The following is a 21,768-nucleotide window of genomic DNA, read 5'->3' on the forward strand; positions in this document are numbered from 1 at the left end:
TTTATTGTCCCTTGAAAAACACCGCACCTCCGGTGCCTGTTCCCACATATTGCGGATTTTTGCCATCCCATTTTTTTACTTTCTCATACTCAATGAGGTTCGGGGAGATAGACTCAGCCACGACACGGTTGGCGTTGGCTTCGGCCTCGGCACGAATACGGATAGATTCGGCAGCGCCCTTGGCTTGTTCGATAGATTTTTGAGCCTCGGCGCGCTCTTGGGCTACTTCTTGTTCTTTTTTGAGGGCAATTTGGCGAGCGTTGATTTTTGCGTCAATATTGGCCATCACACTCTTAGGAAGGCGCAGCTCATTGAGCAATACGACCTGCTCTACAATAAAGCCTTCTCTGCCCAAGCGGTTAGAGATTTGCTTCTCGGCTTCTTCCATAAACTTGTTCTTGTTTTCGTAGAGTTGCTCGGCGGTGTAGCGCCCCGAAACCTCGTTGTAGGCATCGCGCAGGAAGTTGCGCATGATGGTGCGGTCTAGCTCGTGGAGAGGCTTACGGTATTTGACAAAAATCTTGGATACTTGCCCGGGGTCTACCCGATAGTTGAGCGATATATCAAAAGCGACACTGAGTCCGTCTTTGGTCGTTACTCTAAACCCTTCTTGTGAAGTGCTGCCTTCGTTGCGCCCGTCGGTAAATACGACGTTTTGCACAAAGGTAGGGAACTCATAGATGCGGGTGGTCATGGGGTTGTACCATACAAATCCTGTAACCTCAGCTACGTCTTGTACCCCACGCTTAGAGCCATAGAGGTTTACGACCAGGCCTACATGTCCGGCATCGATGCGGGCACAAGAGGCCAATAGGGGGAGTAGGAGTGCGAACGCAGCCAAGCGCTTTAGTTGTATTGATTTCATAGGTTTGTGAGTTTGTGTTAAACGGTGAGAGTGTGTTGGGCCAAATGGGTGGGGAAGTTACCCACCATTTGGCCGATATAGAAGGGACTAATCCAGGGCTTGTTTGTTATTGCAGCGCTCGATTGAAGCGCGGTAGGTGTCTATATCCTCATTAGCGATGGAGTAGCGGATAGCGTTTTTGTAAGCTTCAACAGCCTCATCATAGTTGAGTTGCATTTCGTACATAATGCCAAATTCATTCCAAATCTTGCCACGGTTGATACCGGGTACTTCGAGAGAGGCATGTAGCAGCTCTTGGAGGTCGTTCCAACGCTCAAGGGTAGAGAGCAACACGGCGTAGTTGAGGTATACGGCAGTATACTCAGGAGCATAGCGGCGTGCTAGGCGGTAGCATTCTTCGGCCTTGTGGTAGTTTTTGTATTTGGTTTCGTACATCCAGCCAAGGTGATTGTAAGCCTTGCCATAGCGGGCATCTTGCTCGATGATGTAAGTGAGGGTATCAAAAGCTTGGCTGATGTTCCCATCTTTGATTTCTTGGTCGGCTTGGTAAAAAAGTTTGTCCAATTCAATGCCGTGGTCTCCTGTGTGCATAAAGTCAGGGGGTAATTTTTAAGCTAATCTGTTTTTGCGCCAAGGGCTGATGGCTTGGGGGGCGCTCGCACCATTGGCTGCAGGTTGTGCAGCGGGGCTTTGCTGGCTGTGAACCCACCCGGCGAGCGCAGCGGCCACGGTCTTATCGTCTTCGGTGGAGGCTTGTGCCAAGACTTCAGGGCGGTAATGTTGGGCTACAAAATGAGTATCGAAAGAGCCATCAACAAAAGCCTCGTGCTCTAATACGAAACGGCAAAACGGCAGGGTAGTTTCAATTCCGACGATTTGATAGGTATCAATGGCCTGTTTCATCCGTTCGATGGCCTCTTGGCGGTCTTTGCCGTGGGTGATGAGTTTGGCAATCATGGGGTCATAATAGATGGGGATGTCCATTCCTTGCTCAAAGCCATCGTCTACCCGAATGCCCAAGCCCTGAGGGCGTTGGTATACACGGAGCTTGCCAATATCGGGCAAGAAATTGTTCTTGGGGTCTTCGGCATACACCCGAACTTCGATGGCATGCCCCCGGATGCGTAGGTCTTCTTGTTGGAAGCTAAGTTTTTCGCCTTGGGCAATGCGGATTTGCTCCTTGACAAGGTCGATGCCTGTAATCATCTCAGTAACAGGGTGTTCTACTTGCAGGCGGGTGTTCATTTCCAAGAAATAAAAATTGCGCTGCTCGTCTACGATAAACTCCACCGTGCCTGCTCCATAATACTGGCAGGCTTGGGCTACCTTTACGGCGGCCTCGCCCATAGCGCGGCGCATCTCCGGCGATACAATGGCCGAAGGGGCTTCTTCGACTACTTTTTGGTGGCGACGCTGTACCGAACACTCACGCTCAAAGAGATAAGCCACATTGCCGTGTTGGTCGCCGAGTATTTGTATTTCGATATGTTTGGGTGAGCCAATATATTTTTCAACAAACACTGCTCCGTCGCCAAAGGCAGAAGTAGCCTCACTTACGGCGCGTTGCATTTGCTCTTCGAAGTCAGCCTCTTGCTCCACTACCCGCATTCCTTTGCCCCCGCCGCCGGCGCTGGCCTTGATGAGCACCGGATAGCCAATTTGGTTGGCTACAGCCTTGGCTTCGGCTATTTCTTGGATAGCACCAGGCGTACCGGGTACCAACGGAATATCATATTGGCCCACTGCTTCTTTGGCGGCCAGCTTGCTCCCCATTACAGCGATAGCCTCTGCCGAAGGCCCTACAAAAATCAACCCTGCTGCACGGACAGCCTTGGCAAATTCGGCATTCTCAGACAAGAACCCGTAGCCCGGGTGGATGGCATCGGCGCCGGTTTGTTGAGCCGCTGCAATGATTTTCTCACCTCGTAGGTAAGAGGCCGAAGAGGCAGCTTCGCCAATACAGACGGCCTCATCGGCATAACGAACGTGTAAAGACTGACGGTCGGCTTCGCTAAATACAGCTACAGTAGCGATGCCCATTTCGCGGGCGGAGCGCATCACGCGCAAGGCTATCTCGCCACGGTTGGCGACCAAAAGTTTGCGTATTTTCATTAATAATTAAAATGTGTCAAGTCAATGAGTACTAGTCTGTTGTTCAAATTTACCAAATATTTCAACATTCGCAAGCACTGAGCCTGGCGATAAGCCGAATATACGTCCTTAGGAGCAATATGTACCCCAATGCAACAAAGCTTCCTGAGAAAGAGTATATCAAAAGCAAAAACATATCTACTCACTTGACTGCAAGTACCTATGACAAGATTGTTGACGATGGCCGGGAAGTGGCTGCTTTGTGTGCTCAGCCTCAGCCTTTGGGAGCTACAAGCCCAAGACCGATGGGAGGCCTGGCACTACTACATCAATCCCAAGGGTGAGCAAGCCCTGAAAGTCAGTGCCAAATCTATCAATGCCTTTAGCGATGGGGTGGCCTGGATAGAAAAAGCGCATTTCGACGGGAGCAAATCTTTCTGGAACTATGCGCTCATAGATACCAAGGGGCAGCTGATTTTACCCCCACACTACGACCGCACCTACCCTTTCAAAGAAGGGGTTGCTGTGGTGCGCAAACGGGGGGAGAGTAAATTTATCCTCATCGACAAAGAGGGCAAACAAGTCTGTAGCCAACAATTTGACAGCCCACCACTGATTACAGAGGGGATGATTCGGTTTGAGGAAAACAAGCGCTATGGATATCTAAACCTCAAGGGTGAGGTAGTTGTGCCGGCCAAATATGTAGATACCGGGGGCTTTAAAGAAGGTTATTGCTGCGTGGCTATTGAGCGTGATGCGCAGACTTGGCTATATGGCTTTATTGACAAGACAGGAAAGGAGGTGATACCTTGTGTGTATAACCAAGCGGGTACCTCCTCCTTTGAAGATGGGCTGGCTCGGATGCGTATGCCCAACGGGCTGACGGGCTTTATCAATGCCAAAAATGAGGTGGTCGTCCCGGGCAAGTATGCTACTGCCAGCACTTACCGCGAAGGATTTTATCCGGCTGCCTTTGGCCCTAACCATACACAGTGGGGCTTGGTCAACAAACAAAATCAGGTCGTTATCCCGGGGCGGTATGATGATATGCAGCCGGTATACAATGGTATTGTGATGGTAGCGCTGAAGGGCAAGTATGGAGCCCTCAAAACAGACGGCTCGGTACACATTCCGCTGGAGTACGATGAGTATTATTACAAATTTCACGAAGATGGCCTGATTGTGGCCAAAAAAGGAGAACGCTCCTTCGTAATACTGGCTTCGGGCAAGGTCATCGGCCAAGATGGCATTACCCCGGGGGCAGTCAATCTTGAGGAAGAAGCAATGCCCTTTTATACAGCCGATAGGCGCTGGGGCTTGATGGATTTTGATGGCAATATACTTTTAGCACCGACTTATTGTTTTATTGGGCGCTTTTCGTCTGGCTTGGCTCCAGTCAAACTGTGCGAATAGTAGTGTACCGAAGTACAAATACCAGAGTTTAGGTCTTTAGCGTTTTTGATACCAAGATTCACAAGAGTTGAGGATTTACAGGATTTGATTTTCTTGATTCTCAAGAATTTTCAGCATACACATTTCCCAAGCCAATTTTGATTGGGTTTAAACAAGCGCTTAGACAGTAGCTAGTGTATTGAGGGGAGCTTGGGCGGATAGGTATTGGTCACCTAATAAAAAAAAGTATACTCAAGAGAATAGCGCGCCAAGCAAGCCAAGCTTAATCGTAATGACTATTGATAAATACCGCTTGTTGTGTGAGTAGGGAATCAAAGCCTATGAGACATAGCACCAAGGGCAATAGAAAAAGGCTTCCCAAATTTTCAAGATTTGGAAAGCCTCAAACAAAGGGTAAATATCAGAAGTCTCAAGGGCTATGCTGAGTGGGCAAAGCGCCTTTTTGTGTGATGTTTTTGGGGACTCAATCCACATCAGTTTGGGAAGTGTGTGAACTGAAAATCCGTAAATCCAGTGAATCTTGGAATCAGCTACGGGAACGTTTTAGGCGGATGTTGACCTTGCTTTCTTCACCTTGGATAAGGCGGCCAATATTTTTTTGGTGTGTCAATACTACTACCAAAAACATCAGAAAACCAAACACAATCAGCTCTGGGTCGTCGGGTTTGAAGCGCGGCATCAGCAACAACAACGGAAACGACAGGGTAGCCAAGATAGAGCCTAGAGATACATATTTGGATAAGAGCAATACCAATACAAATATCCCCACACACATCAACGTGATTTGAGGGTTTACAGCCAGCATCATCCCTAGGAGTGTGGCTACGCCTTTGCCTCCTTTAAATCCGATATATACTGGGAAAATATGCCCCACGATGGCTAAAGCTCCAAATAGTAGTTTGTAGAAAATTGTCTTATAGAGGATAAACTCATCGTAAGACACTACTTCATAAATCACCAAAAGCGTGGCTAGTGAGGTGGCTGCCCAGCCTTTGAGCATATCAATAGCCATAACGATAGAGCCGGCTTTGGCTCCGAGTACACGAAAAGTATTGGTTGCGCCTGAGTTACCGCTACCGTATTGGCGCACATCTACTCCATAATAACGCTTGCCAAACCATACCGCTGTGGGAATAGAACCCAAGAGATAAGCAGTAACACAAGCCAATAAAATCCAAAGCAAATCGAACATATATAATCAAAATTAGGTGTTAAAGTAAGCAAGGGTAGGGCTGATACATTGTGCCCTGCTTGGCTAGAGGCTGGCATTTATTGAGGAGCATCGTAACAACACACTTATCACAAAGATACAAAATATCTTTCGCAAAACCAACTGATAACAACTGTCCACCGAGGAAAAGTTCCAAGATGCAAGAAGACCAAGCACAAAAAAGGAGATGACACACATATCATCTCCTTTTCGCTTGAGCATCAGGCGATAGTTGCTATTGCTCCAATATTTTTACTTCTACCCTACGGTTGATAGCACGGGCTTCTTCCGAGCGCCCGGTATTGATAGGTTTCTTGCCTCCAAAGGCTTTATACTGGACACGAGATTCTTCAACGCCGGCATTACTGAGGTATTTGCGTACCGCAATGACACGTTTTTCGGAGAGTTTGAGCAACTCTTTTTTATCCCCAAAAGGCTCTGTATGGCCTTGTAGCTCAATGACCATCGTCGGGTTATCAAGCATAGTACGGCTGAGGCGGTCTAGCTCGGGGAAAGACTCTTCCATCAGCTCATCTTTGGCTCGGACAAAGAAAATATTTTGCAGCCTGACTGTTTGGCCTTTCTGTACAGGCATCAGGTAAAAATCTTTGGTGATTTCGCTATAGTCGGCTGTCGTAGCCAGCGTGATGCTCTCATCTGCGGCAAAAAAGCCTTTGGCTTCGGCGCGGAGCGCATAATCATTCCCCATTTGTAAGACTACCTGATATTCTCCACTGCTGCCCCTTGTGCTGGCGGTGCCGCTGAGGCTGTCATTTTTGGGAGTGGTTTGGTAGTTAATTTCTGCGTTGATGGGCTTCTTGGTAATGGCATCGTATACCACTCCTTTTACCAGTGCTACAGGCTTGGGCTTTTCTTTTTCTGAGAGCTTGATACGGAAGATGTCGCCGTCTCCGATGGCGTTATGATAAGAGGTAAAGTAGGCATATTCCCCCGATGCGGTCAGGTTGAAATAGGCATCCCAGTTGGGGGTATTGATGCTGGGACCGAGGTTTTCGGGCTCTGACCAACGCAGCCAGCTATCGTCCAAGCGACGGGTTACGAAAATATCATAAGAGCCGTAGCCACTCAGGCCGGCTGTAGCATAGTAGAGTGTGGTGTTGTCGGCTGCTAAGAAGGGGGAGGTCTCGCTATCTGCGGTATTGACTATTGGGCCGAGGTTTTTGGGGGTAGAAAACAAGTTTTCTCCCTTTTTGAAAGACACATAAAGGTCTTTGCCGCCAAAACTGTCATCGCGTTGGGCGGTCATCAACAGGATTTTGCCATCGGCAGAGAGGCAGAATTCTGAGTATCGGTTCTTGTTATAGTAGTTTTCTATCGTTACGGGTTGTGGGTTGCCCCATTGGCCATCGCGGCCAAGCGTAGTAATGGAAAGCCCCTTGGTCATAGTACCATCGGCATTGTAGATGTTATTGAGCAGCATTTTGCTGCCGTCAGGCGTAATCGAAAACGAGGAGTTGTGGTGGTCGGTATTGATGGGAGGCCCTATGTTTTTGGCAGGGCCAAAGTTACCATCAGCTTGGCGCTCAGCATACCACACATCTTGGCGTTTTTCGTCGCCTATGTTGTCGGGGTGATTGTAGCGGGTAAAATAGAGTGTTTTGCCGTCAGGCGAAATGATGGGAGATACCTCTTGGTATTTAGAATTGATGTTGCTGCCTAGGTTTTCGGCCTTATCGTTGATGTGTAGCTCATCGGCTAGTTTTATGACAGCCTCTATCGGAGTATTGCTATTGGAGATGCCAATTGCATCTATCTGAGGAATATCATTGATTTTGAGGGGATTGAGCTGCAACTTGATTGCTGCTACTTTATAATTGGTGGGTTGTATGTTGATTCGGAACATACGTCCACCGTGAAGGTTGGTGATATTGGTATTTTGATAAATGGCAGGGTATTCCTTCCCGCTTTCGTCATATAGGTAGATATGGGTAATGGCTCCGGGGTTGTGGTTTTCGGCAATGGCGATTTGTTGGATGACCATCGGCTTGTCAAAACCTACCTTGATAAACTCTCCGGCAGGGTTGGTAGCTGAGGCCGGAGACCAAGCACAGGGGCTTTTACCTGTTGCTGGAAGCTTGTTGGGTTTGCCTAGTGCTTGTGTGGCCTTGTATTGTTTGTTGCTGGCGTCGTCTGCATCTTGTAGCTCTGAAGATACTTCTATCACGCGGCTGGCCCATTGTACGGCCTCTTGGCCTTGAGCATTAAACCAAAGACCACACAAGAGTATGATGAGAAATCGAGTCATGAGAAAGGTTTTTTGTATATCCATCAAAAACGTGCCCTATGTGTATGAAAGTATACAAAAGGCTTATTTTGGGCTAATTTACGTCATATAAAGAGATAAACTCAAAAAATATCCTTGTTTTTTGTTTGTTTATCAAACGCAAGTAACGATGTAAGGTTAGCATCCTTTAATATAATTCGCAAAAAAAGCGCCAAAAGGCGCTTTTACAAAAGGCAGAAACAGTTGCCTAGAAATCTTCATCCAGTTTAAAGGTATGGTTATCGGCTGTATTGCTGTTTTTTACGCCGGCTTTTTGGTATTCAGCTACTTTTTTCTCAAAGAAGTTGGTTTTGCCTTTGAGCGAAATCATCTCCATAAAATCAAAGGGATTATCCACATTGTAGACCTTGTTACAGCCTAGCTCGCCCAGCAGACGGTCAGCTACAAATTCGATATACTGCGCCATCAGGTCGGCATTCATTCCGATGAGCTTTACGGGGAGGGCTTCGGTGATAAACTCTTTTTCGATGCTGACAGCCTCGGTGATGATGTCGGTGATTGTCTGCTTGGGAAGTTTATTCTTGATGTAGTTGTTGTACAACAAGCAGGCAAAATCACAGTGCAGTCCTTCGTCTCGCGAAATAAGCTCATTAGAAAAGCTCAAACCGGGCATCAGGCCGCGTTTTTTGAGCCAGAAGATAGAGCAAAAGCTACCTGAGAAGAAAATGCCTTCTACTGCGGCAAAGGCAATCAGGCGCTCGGCAAAATGCTCGCTTTCTATCCAACGCAGCGCCCATTCGGCTTTTTTCTGAATACAGGGAATGGTTTCGATAGCCCGAAACATCTTGTCTTTCTCCGTAGGGTTTTTGATATAAGTATCAATCAGCAAGGAGTATGTCTCCGAGTGGATATTTTCCATCATTACCTGAAACCCATAAAAACAGCGGGCTTCGGGGCTTTGTACTTCTTTCATAAAATTGACAACGAGGTTTTCGTTGACAATCCCATCGCTGGCGGCAAAGAAGGCCAAGATGTGTGAAATGAAATAACGCTCGCCATCATTGAGGTTATCCCAGTCACGGAGGTCTTGGGAGAGGTCTATCTCTTCGGCTGTCCAAAAAGAGGCTTCCGCATTTTTGTACATTTCCCATATATCGTGTTGTTGGATAGGGAAAAGCACGAAACGGTTTTTATTTTCTGCCAAAAGCGGCTCAGGCAAAATATGAGTAGACATAGGCTTAAGGGTTGGGGTGAGTGATAGGGGTATGGTAACAAATAGGTATGCTAAGTGTTTGGTATGGTGATAAACTGCTTAGCTAAGTGTTGGTCGAAGTAAATTGTTTGCAAAAACGCTTTTATTTGCTCAAAAAACGCTTTTTCCCGACCAATGAGCAGTACCTCAAGGCTAGAGCGCCTGCCCGCTGCGCTGACAAATTTGCTAAATATTTGTGCCAAAAACAACGACGTGTCTTTTTTTTGTGGGAGTATGTTGATAATCAACCTCAAAACTTGACGACCCATAATTATCTGGCAAAAATCGCGCTATCCAAACTTTGGCAGATGTTTTTGAGCCTTGCGGATATATACTAATGTTTGTACTTTTTTGAGAATAAAAAAAGACCTTGGAAACTCCAAGGCCTCTATTGTTTGTGTAGGCGGTTAGGATATTGGTTTTAGGCTACCAGCTCTAGGTCTATAGTACGTTTGGAGAGGTTGGCGTCAAGCACTGTTACTTTTACTACATCTCCAAAGGCGATGATACGCTTTGTGCGACGGCCTATGATGCGGTAATTATCTGCATCAAGCTCATAAAAATCATCATCAATGTCTGACATGCGCACCATTCCTTCGCATTTATTCTCAATCATTTCTACATAAATCCCCCACTCGGTTACGCCCGTTACCACGCCTTCGTACACCTTCCGTTCGGCGGCCTGCATATACTCTACTTGTTTGTACTTGATAGAGGCGCGCTCTGCGTCGGCAGCGCGTTTTTCCATATCGGAGGCGTGCATACAGCGCATTTCGAGTTCTTCGGCCTCTACGGCTGCGCCTTTGCGCAGGTAATGGTGTAGCAGGCGGTGTACCAACATATCGGGGTATCGACGGATAGGCGAGGTAAAGTGCGTGTAGTGTGAGAATGCCAGACCAAAATGCGAAGTAGAGAGGGTTGTATATTTGGCCTTGGCCATCGTGCGGATGGCGAGGTATTGCAACACATCTTGTTGTGGTTTGCCCTGAACACCCTCAGAGAGTTTGTTGAGCGAAGCCGCTAGGGCACTACCTTGGGTTTTGATTTCATACCCAAACTTTTTGGCAAAGCCCACAAAATTTTGGAGCTTCTCTTGATCGGGGGCGTCGTGAGTACGATACACCATCGGCAGGGGCTTGCGTTTGTTGATATTGCTCACAAACATCGCCACCCGTTTGTTGGCCAATAGCATAAATTCTTCTACCAAGCGGTGTGCGTCTTTGCGTTCTTTGATATAAATACCAATGGGCTTGCTGTTTTCGTCAAGGCGAAACTTGACCTCGGTCGTCTCAAAGTTGATAGCACCATTGGCGAAGCGCTGCTTGGTCATTTGTTTGGCCAAAGCATTGAGTGTTTTGAGAGCCTTCGTCATCTCGTCGGTATCGCTTCCTTCTATGGCTTCTTGTGCTTCTTCGTAGGCATAGCGACGGTCGGAGTGGATGATGGTTTTGCCAAACCACTCTTGCACTATTTGGGCTTCGGGAGTCATCTCAAAGACTGCCGAGAACGTTAGTTTGTCTTCGTTGGGGCGCAGCGAACACAGGCCGTTGGAGAGGCGCTCGGGCAACATCGGCACCACCCTATCTACCAAATATACAGAGGTAGCACGGCGGTAGGCCTCTTTGTCTAGCCCTGAGCCATCTTGTACATAGTGGGTTACGTCAGCAATATGTACCCCGATTTCGTAGTTACCATTGTCTAGAATTTGAAAAGAAATGGCATCATCAAAATCTTTGGCATCGTGTGGGTCTATGGTGAAGGTCATTATCTTGCGCAAATCGCGGCGCTTGCGAATTTCGGCCTTCGAGATAGCCTCCGGAATCATCTCAGCCTCCTGCAATACTTCAGGGGGGAAGCGCAGGGGTAGGTCAAACTCGGCCAAGATGGCATGCATCTCGGTATTGTTTTCTCCAGCCTTGCCCAATACTTCTATTACTTCGCCGCTGGCGTTGGCCTTGGGGGTGGGCCAGTCTACGATACGTACCACTACTTTGTCGCCGTTTTTGGCTCCGTGGATACGGTGTTTGGGTATAAAGATATCGGCGTGGATGCGGCGGTGGTCTGGGATGACAAAGGCATATTTGGCCGATACTTCTATCGTACCGACAAGCTCTTGCCGACCGCGCTCGATGATGTCTACTACTTCACCTTCTAGGCCTTTGCCTTTGGGGCTGTTGGGGAATACCTGTACATCTACGATGTCGTCGTGTAGGGCATAATGCAATGCATCGGCATCTACCCAAATATCCTCGTCGCTTTGATCACTGATTACATAGGCAAACCTTGGGTTGACAAAATCTACCCGCCCGCGTACTATAGGCAGCGGTTTTTGTTTGGACTTGAACTTGCCGTCGGCAGTTTTGATAATCTCGCGCTGTTGTGCCAAGCTTTGCAATGCTTCGGCAGCTTGCTGTTTTTCGTTGGGAGTTTGTACTTGTAAGCGCTTAAAAATCTGCTTGATAGAGTAAGATTGTTTGCCACCGGTAGAAAACACATCGAGTACACGTTTGGCCAAAGACTTCTTGGCCACAAGGGGTTTTTCAGGATAGTTATTGTTGGCTCTAACTGTCTTCTTGTTGCGAGGGGTAGAGGATTTTTGACGCGGCGATTTGGGTTTCTTTGTGTCAGCTTTAGGATTTTTGTTCATTCGTTTTTTCATATTCAATCAATATTAGGTGTCAGGCACTCACAAGGGGCTTGTGGTATTCGTGCGCGCTTCTGGTCATCAAGCCCCCAAGGGGAGTGTTATGTTGAGCGCCTGACTATGAGCGGGTGATTAGGCTATGCCCAGTTTTTTTTTCCGTTGCTCATAACGGTTGCCAATGGCTTGGTAGATTTGCTCTAGTGTGCCTTTGGGGATAGCACTGATTAGTTTTTGGGTATATTCCGTTTGTGGGTTTTCATAAATCTGCTCAGAGAAGCCCATCTCTTCTATCCGGCCTTGGTTCATGACAATCATTCGGTCGGCCATAAACTTGACCACAGAGAGGTCGTGTGAGATGAAGATATAGGTCAAGCCAAACTCTTCTTTGAGGTCGTTGAGCAGGTTGAGTACTTGGGCCTGTACCGATACGTCGAGCGCCGACACAGACTCGTCAGCGATGATGAACTTGGGTTGTAGACCCAAGGTACGCGCAATACAGACGCGTTGGCGTTGCCCTCCCGAGAACTCATGTGGGTAGCGGTTGAAGTGTTCGGGCTTCAGCCCTACTTTTTCGAGCAGATACATGACTTTTTCGCGGCGCTGCTGGTCGTTGTCCAAGATGCCATGTATACGCATCGGTTCCAGAATAGCCCGCCCTACCGTCAGGCGTGGGTTGAGCGAAGAGTAAGGGTCTTGGAAGATAATCTGCATGCTTTCGCGCAAGGCTCGCATGTCGTTCTTGTTGTAGTCATTGATGCGTTTGCCCTCAAAGATAATATCACCAGAGCTAGGCTCTACCAAGCGCAAGATAGTACGTCCGAGGGTTGTTTTGCCACAACCTGATTCGCCTACCAGCCCAACAGTTTCGCCCGGGTATACCACAAAGCTCACATCATCTACAGCTTTGATAGGGTCTCTTTTGGTGCCAAAAAGCCCTTTTCGCTGGTAATAATACTTACTCAGATTACGTACTTCGAGCAAGGGGGCTTGTTGAGCCAAGGCTTCATTACGTTCTTCTATCTCAAAATCGTGGATTACGTTTTCCAGAATCATATCGCCCATACCGTGAACGATATTATCCTTCTCCGAGATTTCGCCCGATTCGTTAATCTGTATAAAGTCAGCCACCACAGGCAGCTGCCGCAGCTTGAAGTCAAGGCGAGGCCTACAGCTCAATAACCCCTTGGTGTAGGGGTGCGTTGGGCTATCAAAGATATTCATGACTTCGTCTTGCTCCATCACATTCCCCTGATACATCACCATCACACGGTCTGCGACTTCAGCGATTACGCCCAAGTCGTGTGTAATGAACATCAGGGCTGCATCTTGTTCGTGGCGCAAGATTTCCATCAGCTCTAAGATGGTTTTCTGTACCGTTACATCCAAGGCTGTTGTAGGCTCATCGGCAATCAGCAGCGAGGGGTGGGCGCAGAGTGCCATGGCAATCATCACCCGTTGTTTTTGCCCACCCGAGATTTCGTGTGGGTAGGAGTGGAATATCTTTCCAGGGGTAACGCGCCCGTCGTCGCTGGTCAGGCGTACTAGCTTGAACAGGTCTAGGGTGCGCTGTTTGGCTTCTTTTTTCGAGATAACATAGTCTTTGGGGAGGCCTTCTTTGTGGGCGATATCCTTTTGGTGTAGCAAGATAGCCTCCATCACTTGGTCGCCACAGGTATAGACCGGGTTGAGCGAGCTCATAGGATCTTGGAATATCATCGCGATATCGCCTCCTCTGATTTCGCGCATGGCCTTCTCGTCCAAATGCAGCAAATCAATCTCACCAAAGCGGCTAGAATGAAAGATGACTTCTCCCGAAACTTTGGCCGAGCTGTCCAAAAGCCCCATAATAGCCAAAGAGGTAACCGACTTGCCAGAGCCTGATTCTCCTACAATACCGAGGGCTTCGCTACGGTGGAGCTTAAAGCTGACATTTTCGACTGCTTGGGTCTTTTTGCCGTTTTTTTCAAAAACTATTTCTAGGTTACGAACTTCTAAGATAGGCTCGGTATAGAGATTCTCAATGCTATTTTTTCTGAAGACGTTTTCTTTCATAAACGCGATGGGATTTGAGGTAAATCAAACCAATAGGTTAGGTTGATTGTGTGAGGGGGTGGTTGGGCGTATGGTTAGGCCAAAACCGCTCAAAAATCACCTCAATATACAGCAATTATTTATCCAAAAAAACAGCGGGGTAGGGATTGCACTTATTTTTCTGCCAAAATTCCTAGGCTCTTCATCAGCGGTAAGGGCTTGAGATGAGCGACTTGGATACTGTCGGGGTAGAAGATAAATCGCTGGTCGTAGAGTTTGTCCTCGATATAATAGCTTAACCAATATTGGTTTTGCAAATGAAATACAGAGGGCTGTATTCGTTCGATGGCGGTAGCGCTGTAGGCAGCTACTTCGGCAAAGTGATGCCTTAGGGTAGAGGTGGTTTGTTGGTCTTGGGTGTCGGGGCTGAGACCATAGCCCGAAGCTGCTACAAAAGTGTGGGTGAGTGTGGTAGCGCTGTTATTAATCAAATACACCAGCCACTCTTCTTCGGTTTGGATTTCAGAACGTACAACAGCGATGTATACATCAGTTACCGCAGGAAAATCAATATCTTTTTTCATAAACAAAAAGCAAGAGGTAAATAGTTCGGATAGATGATTAAAGCATCAGATATTTGGGGAAAGTCAGGATGAGTATTGGGCAAAATATACTAAAATCCACTTGATATGAGGATTCATAGGGTTTTGATACCTGAATCTTAGTGGTCTTCAGTGTACCCATTCCCCCAAATCAATTTGCATGGGGGGAATAACCGTTGTTGGGCAGGGTAGGTTATTGGGGGTTTGTAGCGAGATGTTGCCGCACTTTCTCCAAGTCCTCGGGAGTATCTACAGACACGGTGTCGATATGACTAAAGGCTATTTTGATGCGGTAGTGTGCCAGCCAACGCAACTGTTCGAGGCTTTCGGCCTGCTCCAAGGGGTCTGGAGGGAGTTGGGCGATATTGGCCAATATCTCTGTACGAAAGCCATAAATACCCAAGTGTTTGTAGAAGTCAAAAGTTTGCGCCCATGTTGTTTTGGGGACTTGGTGTAGGTAGGGTAGCGGGCTGCGGCTGAATAAAATCGCTTCGTGTTGGGCGTTGAAAATCACCTTGGCCTCTTTCTCATCGAAAATTTGGTCATTGACATCAATTTTTTTGACCAAGGTGCCAATTTGGGTGTCGGGCTGTGCAAATAAGGCTGCTACAGCATCAATCTGTGAAGGGTCAATAAAAGGCTCATCTCCTTGGATATTGATACAGACTTCAAAACCTGCGCCTATTTGTTGGGCTACCTCTGCGCAGCGGTCTGTGCCATTCTGATGCTTAGGGTCGGTCATGGCGGCTTCCCCTCCAAAAGCCAATACGTGTTCGTAGATGCGGGCATCATCTGTAGCCACAACCACGCGGTCTACTTGTTGCGCCTTGCGTACCTGTTCATAAACCCGCTGTAGCATACTTTTTCCGCCTAAGTCTATTAGGGCTTTACCAGGAAGACGGGTAGAGTTGTAACGTGCTGGAATGATTCCAAGGATTTTTGTCATTGAATTTACGATTTGGGATTTACGATTTATGATTTGAGGGTTACGGTCTATCACTCGCCACTCTAAAATCGTCAATCAAACTGGCCTATTTTGAAAATGGAGGTTGATTCGAGTGTGATACCGGCTTTTTGGAGGGCACGATGAGCGCGTCGGCGTTCTCGGACGAGCCATAGGATATAGCCGGCCATCAAGACCAATACAATACTAAAAACCACGATTACCCGGATGATATTGGCGCTTTGTACGCTTTGTTCAAGATTTTTAATACGTTGATATTTGGCCAGCAATCGGGCATTGTTGATTTTGTTTTGGTCATATTGTTGGCTGAGTTGGTCGGCGGCAGCCAGTGCATCAAGTGCTTTATCATCTTGCTCTAGGTAGCTATACAATTCTGCTAGGCGTTCGTAAGCCTCTACTATTTTGGCCGTATCACGGGCAACGGCCTTGCGTTGTTGTAGCTCTTCTTTGTAATAGTTGAGGGCTTGATTGTAGCCCTTGTCGCCTCCTAGGCGATAATAATAGGAGCCGATGATTTCGAGCAGCTCGATTACCTTGGCCTTATCACCTATTTCGCGGTAGATGCTGAGCGCTTTTTGATACTCTTTGATAACCTTTTCGGCTCCGGCCAAGTCATTGGTACTAAATAGCCCGACATATACAATGGCATCAGCAATCCCTTTTTGGTAGTTTACTTTTTGGGCGGTTTGGAGCGCTTTCTGCGCATAGAGTGCGGCCACGGAGTTGTTGTTGGTGGCAGCGTAAGCCTCTGCTAGGGCGTTGTAGGTATTGATGACGAGGGTATCATTGTTTTTGACAATCAGCAATACACGGCTGAGGCTGTCGATACGTCGGCAGTTGGACAACTGCGCCCAGGCAGGTGTTTGCAACAACACAACCAAAAACACGCAAGTAATCAGGCGAAGATTCATACAGACGAAATTAGGTACAAGCCAATAAGGGTAAGGTAAGCAAAATTTTAACCAAAGCTCATAGTATTTTACAAAATTACGCAATTCACGTCAAAAGCGGCTCACATAGCCAAAGTGAATTTTGGAGCGATCAAAAACGGCGGCCTGTTGTGCGGATGCGCCTAGGGCAAATACCAGCTGAAATGTGCCGGCATTGGTGTCAAAATTCATCCCCCCTCCAGCGCCCCAAGGGGTATCTTCGAGGAGGGGAAGTTGTAGGGCATCGCGCCGATACCAAGCTTGGTCATAGAAAAGAAAGAAATAGGTTTTGGGGTCTGCGTAGAGCCTGTATTCCAGCGTGGCTACAGCATAGAGGCTGGCGTAGAAGTTGTTCTCGTTGTGTCCACGCAGGCTTTGCAACCCACCTATACGGAGCAGGTCGCTGGCCAATAGCGCCTCATTGCCCAAGTAGCCGCCGATGAGGCGTGTATACAAACCACTGTTTGAGCCAAGAAAGCTATGTTTTTCGATACTCAATAGGCTTTGCAACTGCAAACTCTGTGCAGGTACGGTGAGGGGTAGGCTGTCGGCTAGTAGTGGGTTGATTGTCAGCGACTTATTTCCGAGCCCAGCTTGAGCATGTATCTGCCAGCCCTTGCGAGGGTAATGGTAGCTGTCGGTATTGCGCCACTGATAGCTAAGCTCATACATCAAAAAACGGCTGTTGGCATTGAGTACCAAGCTTGCTGCGCTGGTATTGGAAACTGTGGCTGTCTGTAGTGCGATACCAATACCCAGCTGTGCTTGTGGGTTCAGGCCAAACTTCAGTCCGGTGGCGCGGCGTATTTGTAAAAAAGTCGAATCTTGTTTGAGTAGGTCTAGCTCGGCATAGCCACTCATCGGGAGTCTGAACAACCCTGGGTGCTCATACCCGAGCTGCAATACTTGTGATTCGCTCTCGAAGCGCCTCCAGACAGCCTCTAGTAGTTTGCCTGTGGCAAATAAGTTATGTAGTTTGAGGTTAAACTCTCCGGTGAGCAAAACCGTACCGGGGCGCTCTTGGTTGGGGAAAAAGCCAACGATACCATATAGCTCGTTCACATTTTGAGCCTTGGTTTGTAGTTGTACTTGTGCCAATTGGCCTTTGAAAAGCAGCTGAGGACTCTTTTGAAGCCGCAGATAGGGCAAGTTGGCCAAGAGTCTCGGAATCTGCACGATGCGCTCGGCTTGGTAAGGCTTGCCCGGGCTAATGCGCAGGTAGGCCTCCAAAAAACTCCTTTTGATACGTGGTGAGCCACTGAGCGCCAAGGTATCAAAGCGAAAAGTGGGGCCGCCTTGGTAGGAGAAGGCCGTTTGCACCTTGCCATGGGGGCTGATGTTGAGTACCGTATTTTCGAGTTGGGCAAATGGATACCCTTGCGCATCGGCCAAGGCCAGCAACTGGCGTTGGTAATGTCGTAGGGCGGTCATCGAAAAAGGAACCGGTAGTTTTAACAATCGTTTGGCCTCTCGGTTTAACTCAGGAGGCAGCCCATTTAGCTCATTGTCTTGCCATTCATAATATTGCCCCCAATAAACCCATACCCGCAGAAGGCTGTCAGTCTGCACAAGCGAATCGATAGAGGCTTCTAAGTAGCCTTGCTCCCGCCCACTGTCAAGCCATTGCTGTAGGGCGCTGAGGGCGGCTGTAGTGTCGGGGTAGGCCGTCATAGCAGGCGGCGCTAGGCCGTCGGGTGTGGCAGTATTGAGCAAAAGGGTGTAGCTTTGTGCCTGCAACAGCCCACTACTGCCAGACAACAACAGCCCACAACATAGGCTCCACCAAAAGCGTTTTAGTTTTTGAACCATTGACATTCCCTAGCTTGGCCGGATTATACCTACACATCCCTTTTTGCAAACAGGCTTGCCACTACTGCGACTTCCATTTCAGTACCAATCGCTCCAACCAAGAAGCGATGGTGGCTGCAATGGTACAAGAAATCAAGTGGCGGCACAACTATTTGCCCGAAAAAAGCCTTCAAACCATCTATTTTGGGGGCGGAACTCCCTCCCTGCTCCCTACGCCGCTCTTGGCAGCCCTGCTGGAGGCCATCCATCAGACGTTTGATACAAGCGCCCTGCGCGAAGTAACCCTAGAGGCCAACCCCGATGACCTGAACCCTGCGGTATTGCAAGCGTGGTATGATCTAGGAATCAGGAGGCTGAGTGTCGGTATACAGTCTTTCAACGAGCAACACCTGCGTTACCTCAACCGAGCGCACGATGCTGCGCAAGCCCTGCGCGGGGTAGATATGGCGCGGCGTGTGGGATTTGAGGCTTTCAGTATCGACTTGATTTATGCCATTCCGGCGGAGAGCCATCGTGTCTGGGAAGCTGACCTCGCGCAAGCGCTTGCCCTCGATGTGTCCCATATTTCGGCTTATTGCCTCACCATTGAAGAGCGTACTGTTTTTGGCAACCGCTTGGCCAAGGGGTTGATGGCTCCCATTCCCGACCAATGGGCCGCCACCCAGTTTGAAATGCTCACCCAAGCCTTGGGCGATGCTGGTTATGAGCATTATGAAATCTCCAACTTTGCTCGACAAGGGCGCTATGCTATTCACAACACGGCTTATTGGCAAATGAAACCCTATATCGGCATAGGTCCCGGCGCGCACGCCTTTGACGGTCAAAACCGCCACGCCAATGTGGCCAACAATGCCCGTTATATTCGGAGTATTTTGCAAGAAAATACGCTGCCGGCCACGCTCGAAGTCCTTAGCCCGGCTGACCGAGCCAACGAACTGTTGTTGGTAGGGCTGCGTACCCAGTGGGGCGTGTCAGTGGCCGCCCTTAGCCAACTGTTGGGGCAGGACTGGTACATATACAACCAAACCACGGTCGAAGCACACCTAGCACAAGCTTGGCTCGAATGGACGGCAGATGGCCAACGGTTGCGCATTCCGCCCCAAGCGAGGTTGTTGGCAGACCATATCTGTGCGACACTTTTTGTAGATTAATTTTTCTGGAGCAAGACAAGCCCTAGCCTACATATTTTTGTACAATCTGCCGGATGCCGCTCAGATAGCCTTGGCCGAAGAGGTTGAGGTGTACCAAAAGGGGATAGAGTTGGTAGAGGTCATAGCGTTGCTCAAAGCCGTCTTCCATCGGGAAGGCCTCCTGATAGGCGGCATAAAAAGCCGGTTCAAAGCCCCCAAACAAGCGCGTGAAGGCAATTTCAGCTTCGCGGAGGCCATAATGTACCGAGGGGTCTACCAAGACAGGGCGGGCTTGAGTGTCGGCCAAGACATTGCCACTCCACAGGTCGCCGTGTAAGAGAGCCGGCTTGCTACGAGGCAGTAGGTCGGGCAGCTTTTCGTAAAGCATCTCTAGTTGATGGTACAGCGCTGTGGGCAGGCGCTCTTCGTAAAGCGCCAAACCAGCCTGCGGGTGCAGCCGTTGCGTAATCCAAAACTGGATGCCGTCAGTTGTGGGGGTGTTGGCCTGGGGCAACGAGCCGATATAGTTGTCATAATCAAGCCCAAACTGGGGCTGCGTGTGGGCGTGTAGGGTGGCTAGCTCTTGCCCCAACAGTGTCCAAGTGTGTGTTGTTGGCTTGATAGGCTGTATGTACTCCAGCAGTAGGTATTGCTGCCCTTGAGCCTCCCCCTGCCCTATGATTTTGGGAATGCGAACAGTACCGGTTTGTGCCAAACATTGAAGCCCTGCCGCTTCTTTGGGTAGCAGGTCTGCCGGCGCGGTTTCTACCCATTTCACAAAAAAACGCTGCCCGTTGGCGCGTAACTCTGCGGCCACGCTGATATTGCCACCCGACAATATCCCATAGCCCTCGACGACAGGGGGAGGGTCAAAATGTTGGTGCAGGATTTGGGCAAAAAAATCGTCATAATTGATAGTATTCCACATAACAGGCAGTATTTTTTGGAGGAGAGGAATCATAGGTGCTACTCAGGCTTACTGAGTGCTTTTTTGTAAGTGGCCAATGCCCGCTCACGGGCGAAACTGTGCTCTACCATAGGTTGTGGATATTTGAGACTGCTCAGCTCAGGCACCCATTTTTTGATATAGCGCAGATCTTTGTCAAATTTTTGGGTTTGCAATGTAGGGTTGAACACCCTGAAGTACGGGGCAGCATCACAGCCTGAGCCGGCAGCCCATTGCCAACCGCCGTTGTTGGCCGATAGGTCAAAGTCGAGTAGCTTTTGGGCAAAATAAGCCTCTCCCCAGCGCCAGTCGATGAGCAGGTGTTTGACCAAAAAACTAGCCGTAATCATCCGCACACGGTTGTGCATAAACCCGGTTTGGTTGAGCTCACGCATGCCTGCATCTACAATAGGGTAGCCGGTTTGGCCTTGACACCAGCGCGCAAACTCCTCCTCGTTATTGCGCCAATCGATGCGGTCGTAGTCAGGTTTGAATGCCCTAGTGGCTACGTGTGGAAAGTGATGGAGGATGTTCATATAAAAATCCCGCCAAATCAGCTCATTCAGCCACGACTCACTCAATTGCTGGGCTTTTTGAGCCAGCTGGCGGATACTCACCGTCCCAAAACGCAGGTGTACACTCAGGCGGGTAGTACCTTGTATGGCCGGAAAATCGCGTTGTTCGGCATATCGGCGGATGAGTGCATCTGAAGTTTCGGCAGGGGGAAAAGCTACCTCTGCCCCCACAAACCCCATCTCTTCCAGACTAGGTACGGGCAGGGGTGCTTGTTGATAAAAGTTGCCAAAATACTTTTCGGTAGGATAAGGTTGCAAGTAAAACGCATTGACTTGCTCTTTCCACTTCCGGCTATAAGGCGTAAACACGGTGTAGGGTTTGCCCTGGCCAGAAAGCACCTCGTCTTTTTCAAAAATCACTTGGTCTTTGTGGGTTTCAAACGCAATCCCTTTGCTTTTCAACAACTCGGCTACTTGAGCATCCCGTTCAAGGGCATAAGGTTCATAATCGTGGTTGCAAAACACCTTCTTAACAGGGTACAACTCCGTCAGGCGGGCGAATACCTCCAGTGGTTTGCCATAAGCTACCTGTAGGGAGCTGCCCATAGCTGTTAGATCAGCCTGCAACTGTGTGAGTGTATGATGAATAAACTGCACACGACGGTCTTGCTTGTCGGGCAGGGCATCCAAGATTTGGGTGTCAAAAATAAAAATCGGCACTACCGGTTTCCCCTCCCGAAGGGCGTGATACAGGGCGGCATTATCGTGTAGGCGCATATCGCGCCGGAACCAAAAAAGGGAAATTTCTGAGGCCATATTGGTGGGAAAAATAATTGCTGCGCTACAAAGTTATCCGTACAACCGCCAAAAGCCGTCGTATGTTTGTGCTCAGCAGGGGTTCATCAACGAAGTCTTTGATAAAGTGTGAGTTATTATAGTTTGTGCTTTTATGTTATCTGTACCAAAATGGCACATTAGACTTTATGAATTTGTATTTATGCCATATATTTGCAGTTACTTTTAGGTCTTATCTCGCATTTATCGCCATAGCTCGTATTTTTGATAGATAGTGTGATACCCCCAACCGTTTTTGGCAGTTGGTTTGTAGTATGAACAACGCAC

The 21,768-nt window shown here is 48.5% G+C and carries 16 protein-coding genes; 2 read left to right on the forward strand and 14 right to left on the reverse strand.

Annotated features, from left to right (window positions below):
* Position 1: 1 nt before the first annotated feature.
* The 3 genes from G499_RS0103980 to accC all read right to left on the reverse strand — a co-directional run bounded on the left by G499_RS0103980 (position 2) and on the right by accC (position 2,977).
* A complete protein-coding gene (locus G499_RS0103980; RefSeq protein ID WP_026998872.1) occupies positions 2 to 865 on the reverse strand; it encodes an SPFH domain-containing protein in 864 nt (287 codons plus the stop codon).
* Between the two features lie 87 nt (positions 866 to 952).
* Complete coding sequence (locus G499_RS0103985; RefSeq protein WP_026998873.1) at positions 953 to 1,456, reverse strand: hypothetical protein; 504 nt, start codon at positions 1,454 to 1,456, stop codon at positions 953 to 955.
* 18 nt (positions 1,457 to 1,474) lie between these two features.
* Positions 1,475 to 2,977 carry an acetyl-CoA carboxylase biotin carboxylase subunit gene (gene accC, locus G499_RS0103990; RefSeq protein ID WP_026998874.1) on the reverse strand — a complete coding sequence of 501 codons (1,503 nt, stop codon included), beginning with the start codon at positions 2,975 to 2,977 and terminating at the stop codon, positions 1,475 to 1,477.
* A 201-nt stretch (positions 2,978 to 3,178) separates the two neighbouring features.
* Here accC and G499_RS0103995 point away from each other — a divergent pair, with 201 nt between their 5' ends.
* On the forward strand, positions 3,179 to 4,369 hold the full coding sequence (locus tag G499_RS0103995; RefSeq protein ID WP_026998875.1) for a WG repeat-containing protein: 1,191 nt from the start codon (positions 3,179 to 3,181) through the stop codon (positions 4,367 to 4,369).
* A 526-nt stretch (positions 4,370 to 4,895) separates the two neighbouring features.
* On the opposite strand, the gene plsY is transcribed toward G499_RS0103995, so the two are convergent.
* From plsY to G499_RS0104050, 9 genes are all read right to left on the reverse strand, one after another.
* A complete protein-coding gene (plsY, locus tag G499_RS0104005) occupies positions 4,896 to 5,561 on the reverse strand; it encodes a glycerol-3-phosphate 1-O-acyltransferase PlsY (RefSeq protein WP_026998876.1) in 666 nt (221 codons plus the stop codon).
* 253 nt (positions 5,562 to 5,814) lie between these two features.
* Positions 5,815 to 7,845 (reverse strand): OmpA family protein, encoded by a 2,031-nt coding sequence (locus G499_RS0104010; protein ID WP_035726619.1) that lies wholly within the window; start codon positions 7,843 to 7,845, stop codon positions 5,815 to 5,817.
* Between the two features lie 226 nt (positions 7,846 to 8,071).
* Entirely contained in the window at positions 8,072 to 9,058 is a 987-nt protein-coding gene (locus G499_RS0104015) for a ribonucleoside-diphosphate reductase small subunit (protein WP_026998878.1), read from the reverse strand.
* A gap of 439 nt (positions 9,059 to 9,497) precedes the next feature.
* Positions 9,498 to 11,723: a ribonuclease R gene (gene rnr, locus G499_RS0104025; protein ID WP_154658304.1), complete on the reverse strand. Its 2,226-nt coding sequence runs from the start codon at positions 11,721 to 11,723 to the stop codon at positions 9,498 to 9,500.
* 129 nt (positions 11,724 to 11,852) lie between these two features.
* Complete coding sequence (locus G499_RS0104030; protein WP_051295892.1) at positions 11,853 to 13,772, reverse strand: ABC transporter ATP-binding protein; 1,920 nt, start codon at positions 13,770 to 13,772, stop codon at positions 11,853 to 11,855.
* A 152-nt stretch (positions 13,773 to 13,924) separates the two neighbouring features.
* A complete protein-coding gene (locus G499_RS0104035) occupies positions 13,925 to 14,335 on the reverse strand; it encodes a hypothetical protein (protein WP_026998882.1) in 411 nt (136 codons plus the stop codon).
* A gap of 211 nt (positions 14,336 to 14,546) precedes the next feature.
* Positions 14,547 to 15,299 (reverse strand): 3-deoxy-manno-octulosonate cytidylyltransferase, encoded by a 753-nt coding sequence (kdsB, locus tag G499_RS0104040; RefSeq protein ID WP_026998883.1) that lies wholly within the window; start codon positions 15,297 to 15,299, stop codon positions 14,547 to 14,549.
* A gap of 71 nt (positions 15,300 to 15,370) precedes the next feature.
* Positions 15,371 to 16,228, reverse strand: a complete 858-nt coding sequence (locus G499_RS0104045) for a hypothetical protein (protein ID WP_026998884.1) — start codon at positions 16,226 to 16,228, stop codon at positions 15,371 to 15,373.
* Positions 16,229 to 16,318: 90 nt separating this feature from the next.
* On the reverse strand, positions 16,319 to 18,055 hold the full coding sequence (locus tag G499_RS0104050; RefSeq protein WP_154658305.1) for a BamA/TamA family outer membrane protein: 1,737 nt from the start codon (positions 18,053 to 18,055) through the stop codon (positions 16,319 to 16,321).
* Between G499_RS0104050 and hemW the strand changes: the two genes are divergently transcribed.
* Positions 18,055 to 19,206, forward strand: coding sequence for a radical SAM family heme chaperone HemW (gene hemW / locus G499_RS0104055; RefSeq protein WP_245576647.1), 1,152 nt, complete (start codon positions 18,055 to 18,057; stop codon positions 19,204 to 19,206). The genes G499_RS0104050 and hemW overlap by 1 nt on opposite strands.
* A gap of 22 nt (positions 19,207 to 19,228) precedes the next feature.
* On the opposite strand, the gene G499_RS18655 is transcribed toward hemW, so the two are convergent.
* Complete coding sequence (locus G499_RS18655) at positions 19,229 to 20,146, reverse strand: fructosamine kinase family protein (protein WP_154658306.1); 918 nt, start codon at positions 20,144 to 20,146, stop codon at positions 19,229 to 19,231.
* A 5-nt stretch (positions 20,147 to 20,151) separates the two neighbouring features.
* Positions 20,152 to 21,462 (reverse strand): cryptochrome/photolyase family protein, encoded by a 1,311-nt coding sequence (locus tag G499_RS0104065; protein ID WP_026998887.1) that lies wholly within the window; start codon positions 21,460 to 21,462, stop codon positions 20,152 to 20,154.
* Positions 21,463 to 21,768 lie beyond the last annotated feature (306 nt).

Origin of the sequence: Eisenibacter elegans DSM 3317, assembly GCF_000430505.1 — a bacterium.
In the GTDB taxonomy this organism is placed as follows: domain Bacteria; phylum Bacteroidota; class Bacteroidia; order Cytophagales; family Microscillaceae; genus Eisenibacter; species Eisenibacter elegans.